General features: G+C 52.5%; 11 protein-coding genes. 2 read left to right on the top strand and 9 right to left on the bottom strand.

What is annotated here, in order from left to right; genetic code table 11:
* Positions 1–7: 7 nt before the first annotated feature.
* Entirely contained in the window at positions 8–2,485 is a 2,478-nt protein-coding gene (locus tag EJQ19_RS08595; RefSeq protein WP_126140794.1) for a glycoside hydrolase family 38 N-terminal domain-containing protein, read from the bottom strand.
* Positions 2,486–2,638: 153 nt separating this feature from the next.
* Between EJQ19_RS08595 and EJQ19_RS08600 the strand changes: the two genes are divergently transcribed.
* Entirely contained in the window at positions 2,639–3,511 is an 873-nt protein-coding gene (locus tag EJQ19_RS08600) for a helix-turn-helix transcriptional regulator (RefSeq protein WP_164716385.1), read from the top strand.
* Here EJQ19_RS08600 and EJQ19_RS08605 read toward each other — a convergent pair.
* The 6 genes from EJQ19_RS08605 to EJQ19_RS08630 form a co-directional block, all read right to left on the bottom strand.
* Positions 3,508–4,266, bottom strand: a complete 759-nt coding sequence (locus tag EJQ19_RS08605) for a DeoR/GlpR family DNA-binding transcription regulator (RefSeq protein WP_126140796.1) — start codon at positions 4,264–4,266, stop codon at positions 3,508–3,510. The two genes, EJQ19_RS08600 and EJQ19_RS08605, sit on opposite strands and share 4 nt — an antisense overlap.
* A 30-nt stretch (positions 4,267–4,296) precedes the next feature.
* Positions 4,297–4,833 (bottom strand): D-lyxose/D-mannose family sugar isomerase, encoded by a 537-nt coding sequence (locus tag EJQ19_RS08610; protein WP_126140797.1) that lies wholly within the window; start codon positions 4,831–4,833, stop codon positions 4,297–4,299.
* Positions 4,834–4,837: 4 nt separating this feature from the next.
* Positions 4,838–6,055 (bottom strand): carbohydrate kinase family protein, encoded by a 1,218-nt coding sequence (locus tag EJQ19_RS08615; RefSeq protein ID WP_126140798.1) that lies wholly within the window; start codon positions 6,053–6,055, stop codon positions 4,838–4,840.
* 2 nt (positions 6,056–6,057) lie between these two features.
* Positions 6,058–7,218, bottom strand: coding sequence for a Gfo/Idh/MocA family protein (locus EJQ19_RS08620; protein WP_126140799.1), 1,161 nt, complete (start codon positions 7,216–7,218; stop codon positions 6,058–6,060).
* A gap of 13 nt (positions 7,219–7,231) precedes the next feature.
* Positions 7,232–8,068 (bottom strand): class I fructose-bisphosphate aldolase, encoded by an 837-nt coding sequence (locus EJQ19_RS08625; RefSeq protein ID WP_126140800.1) that lies wholly within the window; start codon positions 8,066–8,068, stop codon positions 7,232–7,234.
* 83 nt (positions 8,069–8,151) lie between these two features.
* Positions 8,152–9,006: an AraC family transcriptional regulator gene (locus tag EJQ19_RS08630; RefSeq protein ID WP_126140801.1), complete on the bottom strand. Its 855-nt coding sequence runs from the start codon at positions 9,004–9,006 to the stop codon at positions 8,152–8,154.
* A gap of 113 nt (positions 9,007–9,119) precedes the next feature.
* Between EJQ19_RS08630 and EJQ19_RS08635 the strand changes: the two genes are divergently transcribed.
* Positions 9,120–11,666: a glycoside hydrolase family 2 protein gene (locus EJQ19_RS08635; RefSeq protein WP_164716387.1), complete on the top strand. Its 2,547-nt coding sequence runs from the start codon at positions 9,120–9,122 to the stop codon at positions 11,664–11,666.
* Between the two features lie 56 nt (positions 11,667–11,722).
* Here EJQ19_RS08635 and EJQ19_RS08640 read toward each other — a convergent pair whose 3' ends face one another.
* Positions 11,723–12,799, bottom strand: a complete 1,077-nt coding sequence (locus EJQ19_RS08640) for a Gfo/Idh/MocA family protein (RefSeq protein ID WP_126140803.1) — start codon at positions 12,797–12,799, stop codon at positions 11,723–11,725.
* Between the two features lie 60 nt (positions 12,800–12,859).
* Positions 12,860–19,126: an OmpL47-type beta-barrel domain-containing protein gene (locus EJQ19_RS08645; RefSeq protein ID WP_126140804.1), complete on the bottom strand. Its 6,267-nt coding sequence runs from the start codon at positions 19,124–19,126 to the stop codon at positions 12,860–12,862.
* Positions 19,127–19,144 lie beyond the last annotated feature (18 nt).

Raw genomic sequence — 19,144 nt, forward strand, 5'->3', positions numbered from 1 at the left:
TTCCTCCTTACCTCTCCATTAATGGACTTTCCAGCACCACGTCCTCGTGCGGCTTCACGCGCAGCGTCTTTACCTCAAAGGGCTTAAACGCAAGCAAATGCACGGCTTCGTGTGCGGGGAAACGTAGTTCGGCCGTCCGCGCTTGACCTGTCGGTTCAAACAGCCGCACGATATACCCGTCGCCGTCCTCGGCCAGTTTGAAGGCTGTGACCGCAACCGCCTCGTTGTCCAACACGAAAGGAACTTGCGGCAGCTGGCCTTGCCCGCTGGGGCAGAACGACAAGGCATACGGCCGTTCGGCCAGCGCCTGCGCTTCGCGGTCGACCAGCGCCATGCGCGCTTGAGCGGGACCCGCATTCAACCAGAACGTAAATTGACGCTCGCCTTGATCGATCCGCGGCGAGAAGCGGTCGCTCGGCATGAGCGGGCGGTCCAGAATCGGATGCGCCGTATAGCCCGCACTGCGCAGCAGCGTCGGACGCAGCGTAGCCCCGCGGCAATCGGACCCATAGATGCCGTCGTTGATCAGCGTGACCGCCGCGTCCGCTTGGTGTGACACCAGCGCGGTCCATCGCTGCGCCACCGCCTCTGTTCCGTCCTGCGGCAGCGGCTGCACGCCATAGATCGTTTGCCCTGCATAGCTTGGCTCCTCCAACAGTGTCGGCAGCGACAGCTTCAGCATTTTGTCCTTTTCGTTCCAGAACACGCGCACGCTGACCTCAACCTGCGTGCCTCGCTTCGGCAGCTTATAGGTCAGGATGACGACGGAGCGGCCGTATTCGAGCAGAGCTTCGATGACGGTGCGCACCTCGCCGTCCTCAATGACGCGCACGGAGGGCAGCAGCACGTTTTTCACCCCGGAAAAATCGGTTCCCGCTCCCGGGTCCATCAAACGAAACGCGCCGATGTCAGGCTCGAAACGATTCGTATCCATGCGCCAAGGATCTTCGTTGTCCGCGACGACAACAGGTAGAAAGGCGCCGCCCGCCAGCATGCTCACGCCATTCACCTCATAGGCATCGAGAAGCCCCGTGTGCGTGTTGATCTTGACACCAAGCTTGTCGCTATGAAAGGTTAAATATCCATCCCGTTCCGCAAGCTCAGGCTTCGGCTTGGCCGGCAGCAGCTCAATCCGGCACGCGAAGCGGTTCATCGCGAATGGCGCCAGCTCCGCTTCAAAAACGACCCGCTTCCGCCAATCCAGACTCAGGTTGCTGTGCTCCTTCTCCCCTTGGGAAGGGATGCGCACGCCGTCCTGATATACAACCGGCAGCGAATGCTCATCCTTCCAGTTCTGGTCGGCGAGCATAAACTCGCAGGCAAACACACCGCGGATTGGATACGGATGCGGGTTGTACACAAGAATCGGGTACTCGCCCTCCGCCATCTCCGGCTGTCCTGCGGCCAGCGCAAAGAATGCCCTGGCTTTTAGCCGGGAAGCAATCTCAAGCCCATGGTCGATCAGCCGAAGTGAAGCTTCCTCAGCAGGCTGCACGGACGAGCCGGGCAAAATATCATGGAACTGGCTGAGCATCAAGTCATGGAACGCCTCGGACAGCTCGACCTTCGGATAGCTCAGCAACCCGCTGAGCGCGGCGGCGGACAGCATTTTTTCCGTCAGAAACAGTTCATTCTCCAGTTTGCGGTGGCCCCTCTTGATGCGAATCATCGACGTGTAACAGCCGACAAAACGCGGATTGAGGTCGTTCTCTAAGCGAGGCAGCTCATTCACATGAGCCCTAAGCTCAGCAAAGTACTGCTCTGGCGTCGAATGCACAATCTCCACCGCTCCTGCTTGCTCGGCAGCCAGCTCTCCCAATTGCTTCAAGTCTGCGCGCGACGGCCCGCCGCCATGGTTGCCAACGCCCCACAGCACCATGCTGAGCGCCTGGTCCGGGTGCTCCTCCAGCCACCGCTCCACCTTTGTCCGAGCCTCACCCAGCAAGGAATTGTAGCCGTTGTTGATTTGATGCGCGAGCAGCTCCGACCCGTCAAAGCCAACCCACACAAAATCTTGCGCCGGCCCCGCCACCCGGCCATCCGGCCGCATGAACAAGTACGAATCGAATCCGGCTTGCCGCATAATTTGCACGAGTCCCCGCGAGTGGCCGAACGAATCGAAATTAATGGCCGTCGTCGGCGTTTGGCCGAACTTCTCATGAAAATACGTCCGTCCATACAGCATATGCCGGACCATGGACTCACCGGAGGGCATATTGCAATCCGGCTGCAAATACCAGCCGCCCATAATGTGCCATTTTCCTTCCCGGGCAAGCCTTTGAATGCGCTCAAAGAGCGCAGGCTCATATTCCTCGATCCACCTGTATAACAACGCTTCATTGTGATTAAAAACGTAACCGTCCCACTCCTCGCAGAACGACGCTGCTGCCCGGAACGTGGACACTGCTGCAGCCGCTCCTTCTTCCCACTCCCACTGCCACACGGGGTCCAGATGGGCGTTGCTGATTAAGTGAAGCTTCTTCATGACGGAATTCCTCCTTTTTTCTCTATTATGGAGGGTAGAACCGCGTTGGCACATTCACGGAAATCACAGATTTTTGCACAATTATGATCGCTTGGGTGGTATAGTGATGAGAACGCATTCCTAATAACGCGCAAAAAGATGGGGGAACATCTCATGGGGACGATGCATACACCGGATACCTTGGCCGGACAGCCGGCCGATGTCAGCGGCTGTCTGACGCTAAACGGCGCTACCATTGAGTTTATTGAAGTCTTGCTGGAGTATCCCGCAGGCGCAGCCGGGGTTCCCTTGCATACGCATACGTGGTATGAGATGAATGTGGTGTTCGAGGGAACGATGTTCACGAGCTTTGAGAGCAGCATGCTGGAGATGAACGCCGGCGATTTTATCGTCGTACCGCCGGGCCAAGTGCATGCCCACCGGTATGTGCCGGACCGCCCGCACCGCGGCGTTTGCTTAAGATGGCGAATCCAAGATTCTGCTTGTGAAGAGACCGATTCACTGGCTGGGCGTATCGCCAAGCTGGCTGCCTGGCAACCGGGGGTTTACACGGACAACCATGGCATTACCTCCCTTTTCCATACGCTTCTTGACGAATGCAGCCGCGGCGCCTCCCCTTTAAGCCTGCGACTTAGCGCATTCAAAATCGTCCTTGCCCTTTGCGAGCTGCAGCACGCCGAGCCCCGTCATCCAGCGCCGGGGTCGCATACCGATGCAGCGCTCCTGCGCAAAGTCGACATCTATTTGGAGGATTATTACAAGGTTAAATGGCATGCTGCGGAATTAGCGGCCTCCCTACACATGAGCTACGGCCATCTGGCCCGCACGTACAAGCGGCTCTCCGGCAAAACGCTCGTGGACCGCATGTTGGAAATCCGTCTCGCCAAGGCAGCCGAACTGCTGAAGTCGACCCGACTGTCCATGCAGGAGATCGCTGACCGGACGGGATTTGCCAGTGTGCACTATTTTAGCCGAGCCTTCAAGAAGGTGTATCAGGTTTCCCCACGGACGTATCGCAGCGGCTAACAAACAACCAGATCCACCGATTCCTTCCGCAAAGCAGCGGCCAGCTCACCTTCCGGCTCACGGTCCGTAAACAAGCGGTCTACCTCACCAATCGTAGCAAAAGAAAACAAATCCTTCATGCCTAGCTTCGTATGATCCATTATCACGTTCACTTCCGCAGCCTGCCGGATGACAAGCCGCTTGATCTCGGTTTCATGCATGTTGGAATTGCTGAAGCCGTGCTTGACCGATAATCCCGTCGTCCCGACAAAGACGCGGTCGATCGCCATCGTGCCCAGCCATGACGCGGTCATCGGTCCGACCATCGTAGCCGTCCGGTTCACAAGCATGCCGCCAACCACGATCGTTGGAATTTGCTTGTTCAGCAGTTCCGTCGCGATGTTCAGCGCATTGGTGATGACGGTGATGTCCATTTCGGGTTGCAGGAAGCGGGCAATCTGCAGGGTCGTAGAGCCTCCGTCGATGAACACGGATTCACCCTCCTGCAGACTGGCCGCTGCCCGCTGGCCCATCCGCATTTTCTCCTCCATCATCACCCCGGTGCGGTCTTTCAGCGCAATATCGTTGCCTATGAGGATAGCGCCGCCAAATGTACGCCTCAACAGCCCTGCCAACTCCAGCTTCTCCAAGTCTCTGCGCAGCGTCATTTCCGTCACGTCGAACATCGCTTTTAGCTCGACCAGCTTCACTTCGCCGTCCAAAGCCATCCGTTCCAAAATTTGCTGCTGACGTGGGTTCAAGGGTATCGTTGACATGAAAATCCTCCGCAAGTTCGTGATATATCATTATAAATTCGCCATACGGGCGATCCGAGGGTCGGTAAACAGATCGAATTCATCCCTGCTCGTGCTGGAAAACTCGGAGACGATAGCCCCCGCGTCGCCTGCCTGAAACCAATGCTTGATGCCAGGCATGATCGTATATTGCTCACCCGGGCGCAGCGCGACTTCATGGAATACCGTGTAGTGCGCCTCACTGCCGGGCGGCACCTGAGCTGCGATTGCCGATGTCGCCTTACCTTCGACGTACAAATACACAACTCCTGCACGGCAGCGAAACGTTTCCATTTTGCCCGGCTCATCACCGACAGGTGGATGTAAATGTTCGGGACAGGTTTGGCGCGGAAATAACACGAGCTCTTTGGCGCAATAGCGGTCATTATTTACATAAGTTACAATTTCCAGACCTTGAAGCTCTAGTTCGCCTAGTCCAAAATCAGCCACTTCCACATTCGCTTGTTCCACATCGGTCAACTGAATACCGGCAGCAGCCAGTTTCTTTACCGCGCGCCGGCGAGCGGCCAGGATTTGCTCATCTTTCATGTCCCTACACATCCTTTGCCAAATGTTGATGATGTGGCCCCGTCCACATGCCGTCACAGCGCTGCTGCCAGCCCTCCAAAGACAGCTCCGAGTCGCGTTTCGCCCATCCCTGCGCAATGCGGGCAAGCACGTGATCCCAAGGAGGAATGCCGCCCGTGGCATCAGCCCGTTCGACATTGCAAGCGCCCACCGCTATGGCAGCTTGCAGCGCGTCTTCAGGCGTCATGCCGCGGACAAGCCCGGACAGGAAGCCTGCAATTGTGCAATCGCCGGCGCCCGTCGTGCCGACGACTTCCACTTCATAGCAGGGCGTGAGCATTTCACAGCCAAGCCATTGATTCAGCAGCCCAGCCTCCGGCGTACAAGCGCCCATCCGAAGCAACCGCTCGCTGTCCGTCGTGGTACGCAGATACAAGCCGTATTCCCCTAACTTAATGCCGACCACGGCTGCCCCCATGTGGAGCAATTGTCCGGACAACTCGGCAAGCAGCTCCCCGCTAGCCCACCTGAGCAAATTGCCGGAAGGTTCCTGGCACAGCAGTTCTTCGAACAGGCCCCGCCGCAGCATGAACAAGATTTCTTCAAAGCTGGGCATGAACACATCCACATACGGGAGCGCTTTCGTCAAAATCGCCAGCCAATCCGCCTGTCCAGCCGGGGATTCCGGGTCAGGCTTCGCCAGGTCCATCGACACGGTGAGCCCTGCCTCTTTGACCTTGCGGAGTAAACGTGCCAATTCCGCCCCCTCGTTCACATACATGCTGCGCATGAGCGGTGGATAGCCGAAGTGAAACAGCCGCGCCCCCTGTAAGTCCTCCAGCTGCAAGTCATCCGCCGAGTACGTATCATTGGCCCCTGTCGCATGCAAAAAGATCCGGTCGATATGCGGTGGGGAAATGACAATCGTGTAGGAGCTGCTCTCCCCCTGTGCCACGATCATCCCATCCCCGAGCGAGGCAGCTTGCGACCGAAGGATGGACAGAATCGCTTCCCCGAACTGGTCGGAGCCGATTTTGCCCTTAAGCGACACCCGATTGCCTAACCGGTGCAGCGCAATCCCGGTATTCGAAACAGCGCCGCCTGTCGCGATCACAGCAGGTCCGATGTCGACCAGCTTGCCGGGAATAAGCAGGGCGTCCAATCCGGATTTTTTCTCATGAATCGTAGGTATAATATCGAGGCATATATGTCCGGCGACGATGATCTCAACTTGGCTGCTCAACGTTACTCCTCCCACCTAAGCGTAATCGTGCTCCCTGTTCGGCCCGATGCCAGGGCTGCCGTGAACAGGCGGTGACTGTCCGCCGCTTCTTCCGGCGTCGCGCAATAAAACGGCTGGCGCATGCCGTCCCGGCCGTTGGCCAACTCATCACAGAACGCCGCCCACATCTGTAAGATGGAATCGGAAAAGCCAAATTCAAAAATGCCGCCCGTGATCGTCCCATATGCCGATTGGTAAGGCGCATCCGCCACATGCCAAGCTTGCACACCGCCCGGCGTATAAGGCAGCGAAGCAATCCGCTTCGGATTCTTCGTTGTAAATTCGGCGGAGAAGTCGGTGCCCGTTACGCGAATAAACCACGTATTGGCATGTCCCGGCGCAATCCGTTTCGTGGACAGGATCATGGGGAATTGCTGTCCATCCGTCTTGACCTCACAAGCGAGAATCGCGTTATCCCAAGTCTCGCAAGGCGCCATGCCGCCCTTCCCGTCGGGCCGCTGCGGCACGATTTTGGACAATAACGCCCTGACCGTGTCTGGCTTCCAGCCAAACCGCAGCGGAAGATGCAGCACGTGCAGACCGAGGTCGCCCATACAGCCGTATTCGCCGTTCGATGCGACTTTCCTTTTCCAATTGATCACCTTCGTCGGGTCCAAATCACTGGAATGCCAGAAACCCGCCTCTACCTCGATGATCCGGCCGAACTTCTCTTCCTGCACCCACTGCACAAGCTGCTGCGCGCCTGGAAAAAAGGGAAACTCCGATGAGCTGCGGACGATGACCTGAGGGTTCTGATCAATGGCCGCCATAATGGCCCTATTTGCTTCGAGATCAATGCCAAACGGCTTTTCCCCGAGCAAGTGCTTGCCCGCCTGGATAATATCGATATAGAGTTGCGCGTGCAAATGATGCGGGACTGCGCAGTAAATCGCATCGACATCCGGGTTCGCCAGCAGCTCTTTATAGTCGCTATAGACGTACTCCACGCTGGGAACATTTTTCTGAAACCACTCCGTAGCCGTCGGGATGGCATCGCATACCGCTACAATACGCGGTTCAAAGCTCAGATCTGTGAGGTGACACCATCTGGCAGCCGCGCTGGCAAACTCTTTGCCCATCAAGCCGCAGCCGATCACTCCGAAACGTACCGTTTGTCTGGCCATGGCAACTCGCCCCCTAATCTTGTGTGTTCAAAATGGACAGCGCCTGATCTTCCGAAGCGCCATGGTGAACGATCGACATCAGCGCTTTCGTCATGCCCGCCGGATTGGGATGCTGAATCACGTTGCGCCCGTATACAATGCCGGAGGCTCCCTGTTTCATCAATTCCACCGTACGGCTCATAATCTCTTCGTCGCTTGCTCTGCCGCCGCCGCGAACGAGCACAGGAATGCCGGAGGCCACTTCAATGATCCGGTGATACTCCTCCACATGATCGCACGGGTCCGCTTTAATGACATCCGCGCCTAGCTCCACGGCCTGCCGGACGAGCGGCATGATTTTATCCCTATCGCCGTCAACCATGTACCCGCCTTTGGCCTCATTCCCGAGCATAACCAGCGGCTCCACCATGAGCGGCATGCCGTACTTCTCGCACTCCGTTTTGAGGAGGGTCACATTTTTCACACACTGATGATGAAGTTCCGGCTGGTTCGGCAGCATAAGCAAGTTCACGCATACCGCCACCGCGTCCATCCGCACAGCATGTTCAATTGCCTTGTCAATGAGTTCGCTGAACAAGTAACGCGGGAGCATGTTGCCATAGATGTTGGCGGCATCCGTGCGCAAGACCAAACCAGGCTTCCTGCTGCCTGGGATCGATTGCAAATGCCTTGCTTGACCGACGCTGAGCTGGATGCAATCCGGCCCCGCTTGTACGACCGTGTCGACAGCCGCCTTCATGTCCGAAATTCCCGTCAAAAACGATACCTCATTAAAAAAGCCGTGATCAATCGCTACATCGAAGCATTTCCCTTGTTCACTGAACATGCGGTTCAAACGTGGTTTCAACAAGCTGCTCATCTCCTCAAATAAATTATCGTTTATAACATTATACTATGTTAATTTCAAACATTTAACAAGATAAAAATCTAACTCTAATCGAAGTCGAGTTTGCCGTGTTTTTCTCTATACGCAATGGGGGTGCAGAAAAACCGTTCCTTAAATAATCGATAAAAGTAACTAAGACTTCCAAAGCCGCAGTGCAAACAAATACCCAAAATGTCCAAGTCACTATGTTCGATAAGATCGGCCGCATAGGCAAGCCGTTGTTCATTGATCCAGTGCGTAGGGGTCACTTGATAATACTTTTTCCAACATCGTGCAACGTGCTCGGGAGAACAAGGGGCGGATTGATACAACGCATTCACACCGCTCAAGAAAACCTCGTTTTTCGTTGCATGATCATGAAGTTCTCTGAGCCAACCCGGAGCTTTGTCATAAGCAGCACCATCTTGCTGTTCGGTAAACGCTCGCGTGAAGAGACTTGCGAGCAAGCCGCGTGTCATACTGTTCATTTGAGCTTGATCGGTACGAACGATCGTCCAAATATCCCTACATTGATGGATGAACGCCCTGGCTTGCTCAGCAGAAAGATAACGGACAGGGGGCATTTTGGCATGTAATAATGGAATAGAAGGAAAGCCCGGACCTAAAAAAGCGAAAATCTCGAGAATAAGCTCGTCACGCAGATTCATATTTAGCAGCTCTACTTTTTCATCATGGATCGCTTCAAAACTATGCTGATCGTCTGGTCGAATAAAGACCAAGGCCCCTTCATCTAATTGCTCGCTTTGACCATTGACCACGTGGCAGACGCTCCCTTTGATGACAAGAAAAATTTCGTAAAAATCGTGGGCATGTGGAATGGACCAATACCGGAAATTTTTATGGTAAAGGATAAGAGCATCCAATTCCTTTCCCAAGATTTCATTTGCATGGAGTATAAGCATTCCTCGTGCCCCCCTTACAGATCATTACAGTTCAATATATATCAGTGGAAATGAAGAGTTTTTCTCCTGTTTTTGGTATCGTAATCTCAGATCGATCAGTAGGAGGAACTACAATGAGACAATCTCTCAATCAGGACTGGCGTCTCACCTATGAGGACCTGTCCGTTAGTCCAGAGCAGTCATTCAAGATTTTCAATAAACAAACAGGATGGTTCGACGTTGCTTCGCTCCCTTGTGATATCCACGTTCCCCTTATCGAGAACAACGTCATTAAGGAGCCTCTCGTTGGAGAACATTGTTGGGACAGCGAATGGACGGAAAAAAAGTCGTGGTGGTTTGCCAAAACATTCGATGTCAGCCTAGACATGTTGAATGAGGAAAGGGTGACTTTATGCATCGAGTCTCTGGATTGCGAAGCGGATATTTGGTTGAATCGAGTCCATCTTGGACATCATCGCAGCGCATTCTACCCCTTCCTTACAAATATCAAAGAAATGCTCTCGCTCACTAACAACGAGCTTCTTATTAGAGTCACATCCGGACTTGAGCATGTTTCAGAGCAAGAGATCGCTATGACGGAGGGCTCCTTGTTCCTCATAGAGAACAGCGCAATAGGAAAACGAGGCGACGAACGCCGCTCCAACGTTCGCAAAGCCCAGTTTGTGTATGGATGGGATTGGGCGCCTCGGGTTGCGACATGTGGGATCCCAGGGGAAATCTGGTTAGAAGGAACTTCCGTTGCCGAGATCACTGGAATTAAAGCGGAAACGGTAGCTTTGGACCCCGTAGCGCGAGTACGATTTGAAGTGGAAATCAAACAATTTCACCCCTATGAGACAAGAGAGGGTGAACTTACGCTATCCCTCTTCCGCCCTGATGGCTCCTTGGAGCATGCGACTCTGAGAAAGCTTTGCCTTCGCTCCGGGATCCAATATGTGACGATCGAGATCCCCATCCCACACGTGAAGCTGTGGTGGCCCAACGGAATGGGAGATCAGCCCCTGTATAGGGTGGAGGCTGAATTAATAATAGGCGAGTATATCTCAGAATACCCTCCGTTCCGGATCGGAATTCGAACGATTCATCTGAATACGGAACGTATAGCAGGAAATCCCGATGAGGTAGAGCGCCAGTTTACCTTTGAAGTCAATGGGGTACCGATGTTCTGTAAGGGAGCGAATTGGGTACCGGCTGATTCCATTGTAGCTCGCGTCAGCGATGACAAATATACAGCTTTGCTCGAGGAGGCCCGTGAAGCTCATTTTTCGATGCTTCGCGTTTGGGGTGGCGGGATTTATGAGCGTAAGATCTTTTACGACAAATGTGATGAGTTCGGCTTGCTGATCTGGCATGATTTCATGTTTACCTGCGGGAAATATCCCGATCATCTATCTTGGTTCAGGGAAGAAGTATCTAAGGAGATGGATTACCAAACTCGACGACTGCGGAACCATCCCTCCTTAGCTTTATGGTGCGGAAACAATGAGAACCATTGGGGGTTTGCCGAGTGGTGGACGGATTCCCGGCACCCGCACTTTTATGGGGGGGCCTTCCTCTATAACGAGCTTGCCCCTCAAATTGTTCATCGCAACTCCCCGTCAATCCCTTATTGGAATAGCTCTCCCTATGGCGGCACGCATCCGAACGAGAATGCCATGGGGGATCGACATCATTGGGGTGAAGCGACCATGAGTCCCGACATGGTAAGACGAATAACACCGGAGGTTTATGATGAAGTAACGTCAAAGTTCGTATCGGAATATGGCTATATCGGACCTAGCACGTTTTCAAGTGTCGCCCAATATTTGGGGAGCGAAACGATCCGTACGGAAGGAAGCGTATGGTCACTTCATACCAATACGTTCGAGAAAGATACTGTAATTGCAGGGATCCGCAAACATTATAAAGCGGACGGCGAATTAAGCTTAGAGGCGTATCTCTTGTACGCCGGACTGTGTCAGGGACTTATGTATGGGTATTCGTTAGAATCACTGCGAAGGAATAGCCAATGCTCCGGCGCTTTATTCTGGATGTTTAATGATTGTTGGGGGGAAGTCGGCTGGAGTGTCGTAGATTATTACCTTCGTCGGAAGATCGCCTACTATGCGGTTAAACGGGCTTTTCAGCCGATAAAGTTAGTTGTAAGGCAACATGCGGGATACGTTGAAGTGACGGCGATCAACGAAACCTCTCTGCCCATCCTTGAGAAATTGGAATGTGGCTTCTTATCATACGATGGCCGTATTCGAAACACGGAGTATGCAGATGTCGTCATTCCAGCACGTTCCCGGGGAATCATCCATCGATTTCTTCTTCCCACCGCCGAAGACGGCGTGATAGCGGTTATCCCTGAATCTTGTGGGGATCCTCGCGGTATTCTTCCTGCGATTCTTAGGCAAGCCGATTTTCGAAGTCTTTCGCTTCCAGAAGCCCAAGTAGGCATTCAAGAAATTGTTCCACAAAAAGATTCTATCCTTGTACACCTCAAAGCAGAAACGTATTGTCATGCCGTACATCTTCTCGTACCGGACGATATTCGTTTAAGTGACCATTACTTTGATCTTCTCCCTGGTGAAACAAGAATCGTTACAATTTATTCCCCTCCTTACAAATTACCTTTAGGAGAAATCGAAGTGAAATGTGTTCGGACTTCAACATAAACCGAAAAATGACCCGCTCACCCATGATGAGCGGGTTATTTTATTGTCTATGCGGATTATTCCTGCTGAATTGCATCCATGATCATTTGAAAGATCATGAGATCCTGCAAATAATCCTCTGGTGTCGTCTTCGGCGGCATCCTCTTCGTGACGACTTCATGGAAATATTCCAACTCATACACATAAGCATCCTTGTAGGTCGTTCGAGCCGTTGATTGATTAAAATTGTCCCCGCTCGTCTCATTGATATGCAATGTCGTTGGCAGCTGCCGGATATACGGGGTATCGTACTGGATAAGGACGGACTTGTTCTCGCCATAGACCTCGATATGCGCATCGAATCTACCTTGTTGATCGATCCCCGTCTCAAAAGTCACGTTAAAACCCTCATATTCAAAGATGGCATTCTTGAATCTTCCGCCCAGCCAAGAGGAGGCTGCTTTCACCCCGATCGGCATCCCGATTAGCTCTCTCATCGCCGAAATGTCATGGCTGTTTAGTCCGAGCAGCAGGCCATAGGCTGCATACATCTCATCTGACACTTCGCCAATTGCCTCTTTCATGAGTCTGGCGGTCCGCTCCTTGCGTTCCTGTGCAGCTGATGATGGGATATCATCGAAACGAAAGACCGGGCTGGATTGACGCGTGAAGAACTGATTAGGGCCGATGATATCCCGCACGCGGGCATAGATAATCGGTCCCAAGGACTTGACCTCTTCAATCGCCCGCAGATAAGCGGGAGCAAACCGTCTCATATAACCGACCATGACATGTGCGCTTGAAGCGTCACGCGCTTGAATAATCTCATGAACCTCACGTTGGGTACAGCACATCGGCTTCTCTACAAATACGTGTACGTTCCTGTTAAGTGCCGCAATCGTACATTCCGTATGATAATCCATATGATTCAGCACAAAAACAGCATCCAGCTCACACTGTTCAAGCATCTCATTGTAGTTTAGAAATAATTGCTTAACCCGATATTTCTCACCGATCTTGGCTAACAGCTTCGGTGAAATATCACAAAATGCCACCATCTCATACAGCTCAGATAAGGAATCCAGAATCGGCAAATGAACCATTTGCGCGACTTCTCCTACACCGATAATACCTACTTTTATCTTGGTCACCATGCAATCTCCTTTGTTTGTATGATGTGCCTCCCCATAAAGGGGAGGCTTTCCATCTTCTTTTTAGAATTGAAATACAACTGTTGGATCTGTGGATATATCTTTGACGATCTCTCTGTAAGTCCCATTGTAAGTCATGCCAAACGTATAAGAACCCGGCAATAATTCCTTGCTGACGCCTCCGCCTGTTGTAGCGCCAATCGGCTGCCAACTTCCCGCGTAGTAGGATGCCACACCAGCGTCTAACAGATTCCCTTGGCTGTCCTTCAGCTGTAGCGTAACCTTGACCGTCTGAAATACGACAACGGGGTCTGTTCCCGTATTCTGTACGATCTCCTTATATCTTCCCCCATACGTCAGGCCAAAGGTATAGGAGCTAGGCAGAACCTCCTTGCTGATCTCGCCTCCGGTTGTATTGCCAATGGTCCGCCAGCTTCCGGCATAATACTTCACCGTACCAGTGTCGAGCGGATTCCCCAGACTATCCTTCAACTGCACCTTGGCCTTGACGGTCTGAAAGACAACGACAGCGTCTGTTCCCGTATTTTGTACAATCTCTTTATACGTTCCCTCGAACGTGATGCCAAAGGTATAGCTTTTATCCTGCAAGGACTTACTTACAGTTCCCAGGGCATCCGTTACGCCAAAATCTTTCCAACTGCCATCGTAGTATTTGACTACTCCGCCGTTTAACGGATTTCCGGCACTGTCCTTGAGCTGAACCTTCACCGTTGAAGCGGCAAGATTGAAGCTTACGCTCTTGGCTGTCTCGCTATTGCCCGCTACGTCGGTTGCTCGGTATAGGAGCGTATAGGCCCCCTGCTTTTCAAAGGTGAGCGCAGCGGCATAAGGCGTCCATGTCACGCCGTTATTCACGCTATAGACGACCTGCGTAACGCCAGACGCGGTATCCGAAGCGCTTAATGTGACCATAACAGGGCTGACGTAGGTACCGCTTGGTCCGTCCGGCGTTGACGGCTGGACGACAGCCGTCGTGACTGGCGCCGTTCCGTCGATACGGACGCTTACCGTTTGCGTCGCTTCCTGATTGCCGGCCACATCCTTGCTGTAGAAATCCAGCGTATGCACGCCTTCCCCTGCAATCGACACGGTAGTTCCGCTTGTATAGCCCCCATGATCCAAGCTGTAGAACGTCCCAGCGACGCCGCTTTCCCCATCGGTGGCCGTTAGATGAACGACTTGATCCGTCGTTACCCAACCGGAAGTAGCATCATGACTCGTAACGGGCGGGACATTATCCACAGTTAGCGGTCTGACTTCCACATCATCGACATAAAAAGGATTGCCGGCACCTGGAATTTCCGTGTATAAAAACATGGTCGTTTCGGTTACAACACCCGTTTCATTAATCATGAGACTCCCTTGCACTTGCTTCCATTCTGTAGAACTTAGGGGTTGACTGATGAACATAATATACTGCTTAGGCGTAGGATTACCGTCTACCTTATATTGCAAGCCGATCCTAATTGTCTCGGTTGTGGTAGAACCGGATGCGAGTTTCGCCCAGGCTGAATAGGAATAGGGTTTGCCTTTTTCAAGTGGGACAGGAAATTTAACGCCTCCGTATCGATCAGATTTCGTCAGCAGCAAGGATTGCTGGCCCGAATGATATTCCGCCGAAGTCAGCGAAGGCACGGCGAGATAAGCGTAGTTAGGAGCCGCTAATGTACTGCCTTCCATGCCCGGATCTACAATAAGGTTGGTGCCTTTCACCACGTTCGTCGGTGTTGTTACGTTAATCGTTGCGATGGCTTGGATGCCCGAATCGTCCGAGGTTGCTTTAATTTGCGTCGTCCCTGTGCCCACGCCAGTAACCGTTCCGTCGGCAGCGACGACCGCCACAATCGGATTCACGGATTCCCATTTGATGAGCTTATTCGTTGCATTGGCCGGTGTTACCGTCGGGACAAGCGTTTGCTGAGCGCCGAGCGGCAAGCTGAGTGAAGTCGGTGTTAGCGACACCCCCGTAACCGCAACCGTTGAATCGACGGTGACGAGCACGGATGCCACTTTTCCGCCATCTACCGTTGTTGCTGTTACAGTTGCTGTGCCCAAGCTTGCGCCATACACCATGCCATTCACATCCACCGTTGCGACACCCGGATTGCTCGAACGCCAAATTAATTCTTTGTTGCTGACATTCGCTGGTGTGAATACAGGAATCAATGCCTTCGTTTTACCAACGCCTACCGTGAGTGACGTCACACCCAAGCTGACACTCGATGGATGAACCCATGCCGGGCTTCCCGAATCCGTGATCGGTTTAACCGCAACGTCATCGACAAAATAAACGCTGCCCGGATTATTGTACTCCGTGTAGAGGAACATCAGAACGTTCGAGACGACTCCTGATTCCTGAATGGTATAAGTGCCTTCGACCTGCGTCCAATCGCCCGCCTTTAAGCCAGTGCTTGTAAACATAATGAATTGTTTGGGAGGCCCACCGTCCAGATTATACTGAAGCCCGAGTCTCAGCGGTTCGTTCGTTGTCGCACCTCCCGCCAACTTCGCCCATGCAGAGTACGTATAAGGCTTTCCTTTTTCCACATTTACTGGGAATTTAATGCCTCCGTAACGCGTCGTTTTGGTGATTTTTACCGACTGATGACCGCTATGAAACTGACTCGGATCTTTGACAAACGTCGCATCTGACATGGAGAACTGTGATGTTTGACTTCCCTCAAATCCGGGATCAGCAATCAGATTATCTCCCTTGATAGCAACCGTCGGCGTAATTTCCAATTGAACGGAATCCAGATTGAAGGCTCCGGAAGCCGTCGTTGGCACCACTTGAAGCTGTTTAATCGTCCCCGTCCACGCAGCGAGGCTTGACGTATCGAAAACATATTCCCGATAGACGGCATCGTTCGGTAGGATATAAGACGAGAGCATTTTCGCCTCATTCCAAGTGCTATCCGAGGTCGTCGTAAAATAAATTTTCGCCCCGTCTCCGCCTGTCATGTTGTTCATTCGGACGCGAATCCGCCTAATATCCGAAGCTGGAAATTCCAAATTATCCGGTGAAAGAATCGCTGGTTGGACGCTTCCCGAAATCCCGTTTGAAGTTCCGCTGAAGACACCATTCGCAACGACAGGATTCGCGATCTGACTGTTGGCCGTCCAACCGCTGCTCGTCGTAAAATCCCAGGTGATCGCCGTTGGATACACATTCACTATTTGCGTAGCCGCATCCCATTTGGCAATTGCGCCAAAGGCCTGATGAAGATAGCTGAGCGGCGCCATTACGGTTCCGTTCGCAAGCTTGACGGGCGCATGTTCTAACGTAATCGCTTGGCTTCCCTTATAGGCAACGCTAGCGCCAACCTTCAGTCGATAAACAACGTTATCCTTCACGGCAATCAAGGTATCATTCGATGGATCCCATTCCGGCTTCGCCCCGATTTGCAGGTAGGTCTCTTTCATAGGCATCATTACGATGCCGTCCTGCAGAAGAGCCGGTTGGCTGAACGGTTTGTACGTGCCGTCTATAAAAGTCCGAATACCGGGCTGCGGCGAGTAAATCGTTCGAATGTAATCAATACTGATTGGCCCGACGGATGAAGTCGGATCGATGCGTAATTGCCGGATGGTTCCCGTCCAATTCTTGTTTCGCCACGCTTCAATCACGTATTCCGTATACCCGTTATCCAGCGGGTTCACATAAAAGCCGACGGCTTTGGCTTCATTCCAGGTCCCATCCGCCTCTGTCGTAAAGAAGAAGCGGCCGTCGATGTCGTTCGTCCCGTTCTTCATGCGAATAACGAGATAAGGAATATCCTCCGCCTTAATCCCGAGGTGGTCTGCGGAGCGAATGCCGGGATCGGTATTGTTCGTTTGGCCAGAAAAAGTGCCGTCTTGCACAGTCACGCCCACAATCTGCTTCTCGACTGTCCAGCCCTCCGCATCTCCTGGGGTATTGAACTCCCACATGTTCCCGTAGACGTTGGTCATCACCGGCTGGGGTTGGTTTAGATTAGGAACCACTCTCCCCGCGGGATACAGGGTATTAATCCGATCCTTCTGGGCTTGCGTCGGCACGCTATCGGTATGCGACGCGCCGTCGCCAAATACATTGCGAATGGCGTCCACGTAGCCAAAGCCGGCCAGCCCAGCAGGCATAATGAAATGGCCTTCTCCGAACTCATTCCAGTTGTCCAGCATAACCAGCTTTTTGCCCAGGCTGCCTGCCGGCAGCGAAGGCATGAAGCTAATCTTCGTCCACTGCGCCAAGGATTGGAATTCCGACGGCGTCGCATAATAACCGAAGTTCAAGCCCCAAGCTGTATCATCTCTGCCCATGCTTAAACCGGGGATAATATCGATGGCGCCGGCATCCCTCTCTTGCGTCATCTTCAGCTTTTGAAACTCTGGATGTCCGCCAAAGGAGCCCCAGGAATATGCATACACCCCATCAAAACCAGCAGCTTTGCGTTTAGCCAACTGCTGGGGGTCCGTCCCGTTATACACGTTCAGCAGGATAATACCCGGAAGCCCCGCTTTTACCACTTCGCTTCGAAAGTTATCCAGCTCATCCTTCACATGATCGCTGCCATCGCTGCCTTTAAAAGCATTGTATAACTCGTCATAATTGTAGATCGTGAAAACAGGTTTACCATCGATCTTCAAATAACGCGGATCTTTAAAATAATATTCAATCCAGTACGGAATGAGATTCGTTCGGAAATCTTCAGCATCCTTGACCTTGGAATTGAGGTTTTCAAACATAATCGCGAAATTGATCTGATCGCTATATTGGCTATTAAAATATCCGTTATCCAACGCATGCGATAAATACGAATCTTTAATCGGCATCCGATTGGTGTCTCCGCCAAGGGGCCTGAACCAGCAGGACATCTGGAAATTGATGCCATGATCGATCAGCCATTTCGTCTCCCAATCCGCCGTCTCCGGGCTGCCTTCGTCGTAGAACCCTAGCAGAGGCGTCCGATCCGGGTAAGGCTGAATCATATCCCAGCCTAGGTGATGGCCTTCCCGCCACATCGGGCAGCTTTGGACGCCTACAACCGGAGCATTCTCGCCCTTACTGACCGCTTGGGGAGCCGGCACATAGTCGGCGGGGAGCGGTTCCGTTTTATACATGAGAATGTCATCCAGCCACATTTCTCCGCGATACGAAGAGGAGGTGGTGAACTTGAGAGTGTCGACGGAAACCGCGCCCGGGGCCAGCGCCACACCTTGCGCTCTGCGCTTATCATTGATGTAGATATCCGCTGAAGCGGTCGCCCAGTTCACTTTAATCTGAATATGCGTCCACAGATTCGCTAAATACTTGTAATCCAGCGAGACAGGTTGCCCGCTGCCGTTGACATAAGCCAAATCATCGCCAGCCGTCGTTAGTTTGATAACGCTCGTCGTTCCGCTTTTCAGCTCAGCATCCAATCCATCCGCTTTCTGCTTGTATAGAACTTTGAAATCATAGGTAAAGTTATCCGCCATTGGCGATATCGCTTTCGACAGACTCATACTGCCGGTGCTGCTAGCCGCGTTCAGCTTCATGCTGTTGATATCCGGCTGCGGGGAACTAAGCATGCTGGCAACCGTAATTGCGCCGCCTGACGTAACCGCCGTCCAATCCTGCGGAATCGCACCGCCGTCAACGACTGATATGAGCCGCTCATTCACGGCGTACCCTTTATAAATTTTCAAAGGACCAAAATAGAAATCCCCCATGGAGGCATCGCCGGTTTGCACTTGAAACTGGTTCAGATTTGAGACTGTATTCTTGAAAGCAGCCCCGTTCGCCTTTTTTACGCCATTGATGTACACATCTGTGGTATGCGTGTTCAGATTGATGTCGATCTTAATCCCATACTCGATGTTCGCCGCATAGGTTTGCAAGGGAAGCACAGTGGTTGGAGACGTTTCCAGACTAAGCATATTGTTTTGTGTAATTAAGCTCACGCCTGCGACCTCATCGCTGAGCAACTGCCATTTCAAGCCGTCAATGACTGACAAAGGCTTAATCCGAAATTCCATGGTCAGCTGGCCTGCGCTTTGCGAAACAAACTTCTTCTTCATCGAAACGGGCAGTACCGTGCTCGTATCGCTGATTTTGAAATTCGTGTTATACAGGGAGACTAGCGCCCCTCCTGCAGCGCGAACATCCCACCCGGACGGCTGACTGTTCCCTGGCGTCAAGGCTGACAAGAACGAGAAATCCTCGTCCATCACATAACCTACATCCGGAGTGGCGGCATCCGCTCTAACATCGCCCGGCTGAAAGACAAATACGAAAGCGCATACAACGAAAGAGATAAAGATCATGCCCAACAGCTTTTTCCCCATCATCAAACTCCCTTTCCTTCT

It is taken from the genome of Paenibacillus whitsoniae (assembly GCF_003955665.1).
Lineage (GTDB): Bacteria > Bacillota > Bacilli > Paenibacillales > NBRC-103111 > Paenibacillus_E > Paenibacillus_E whitsoniae.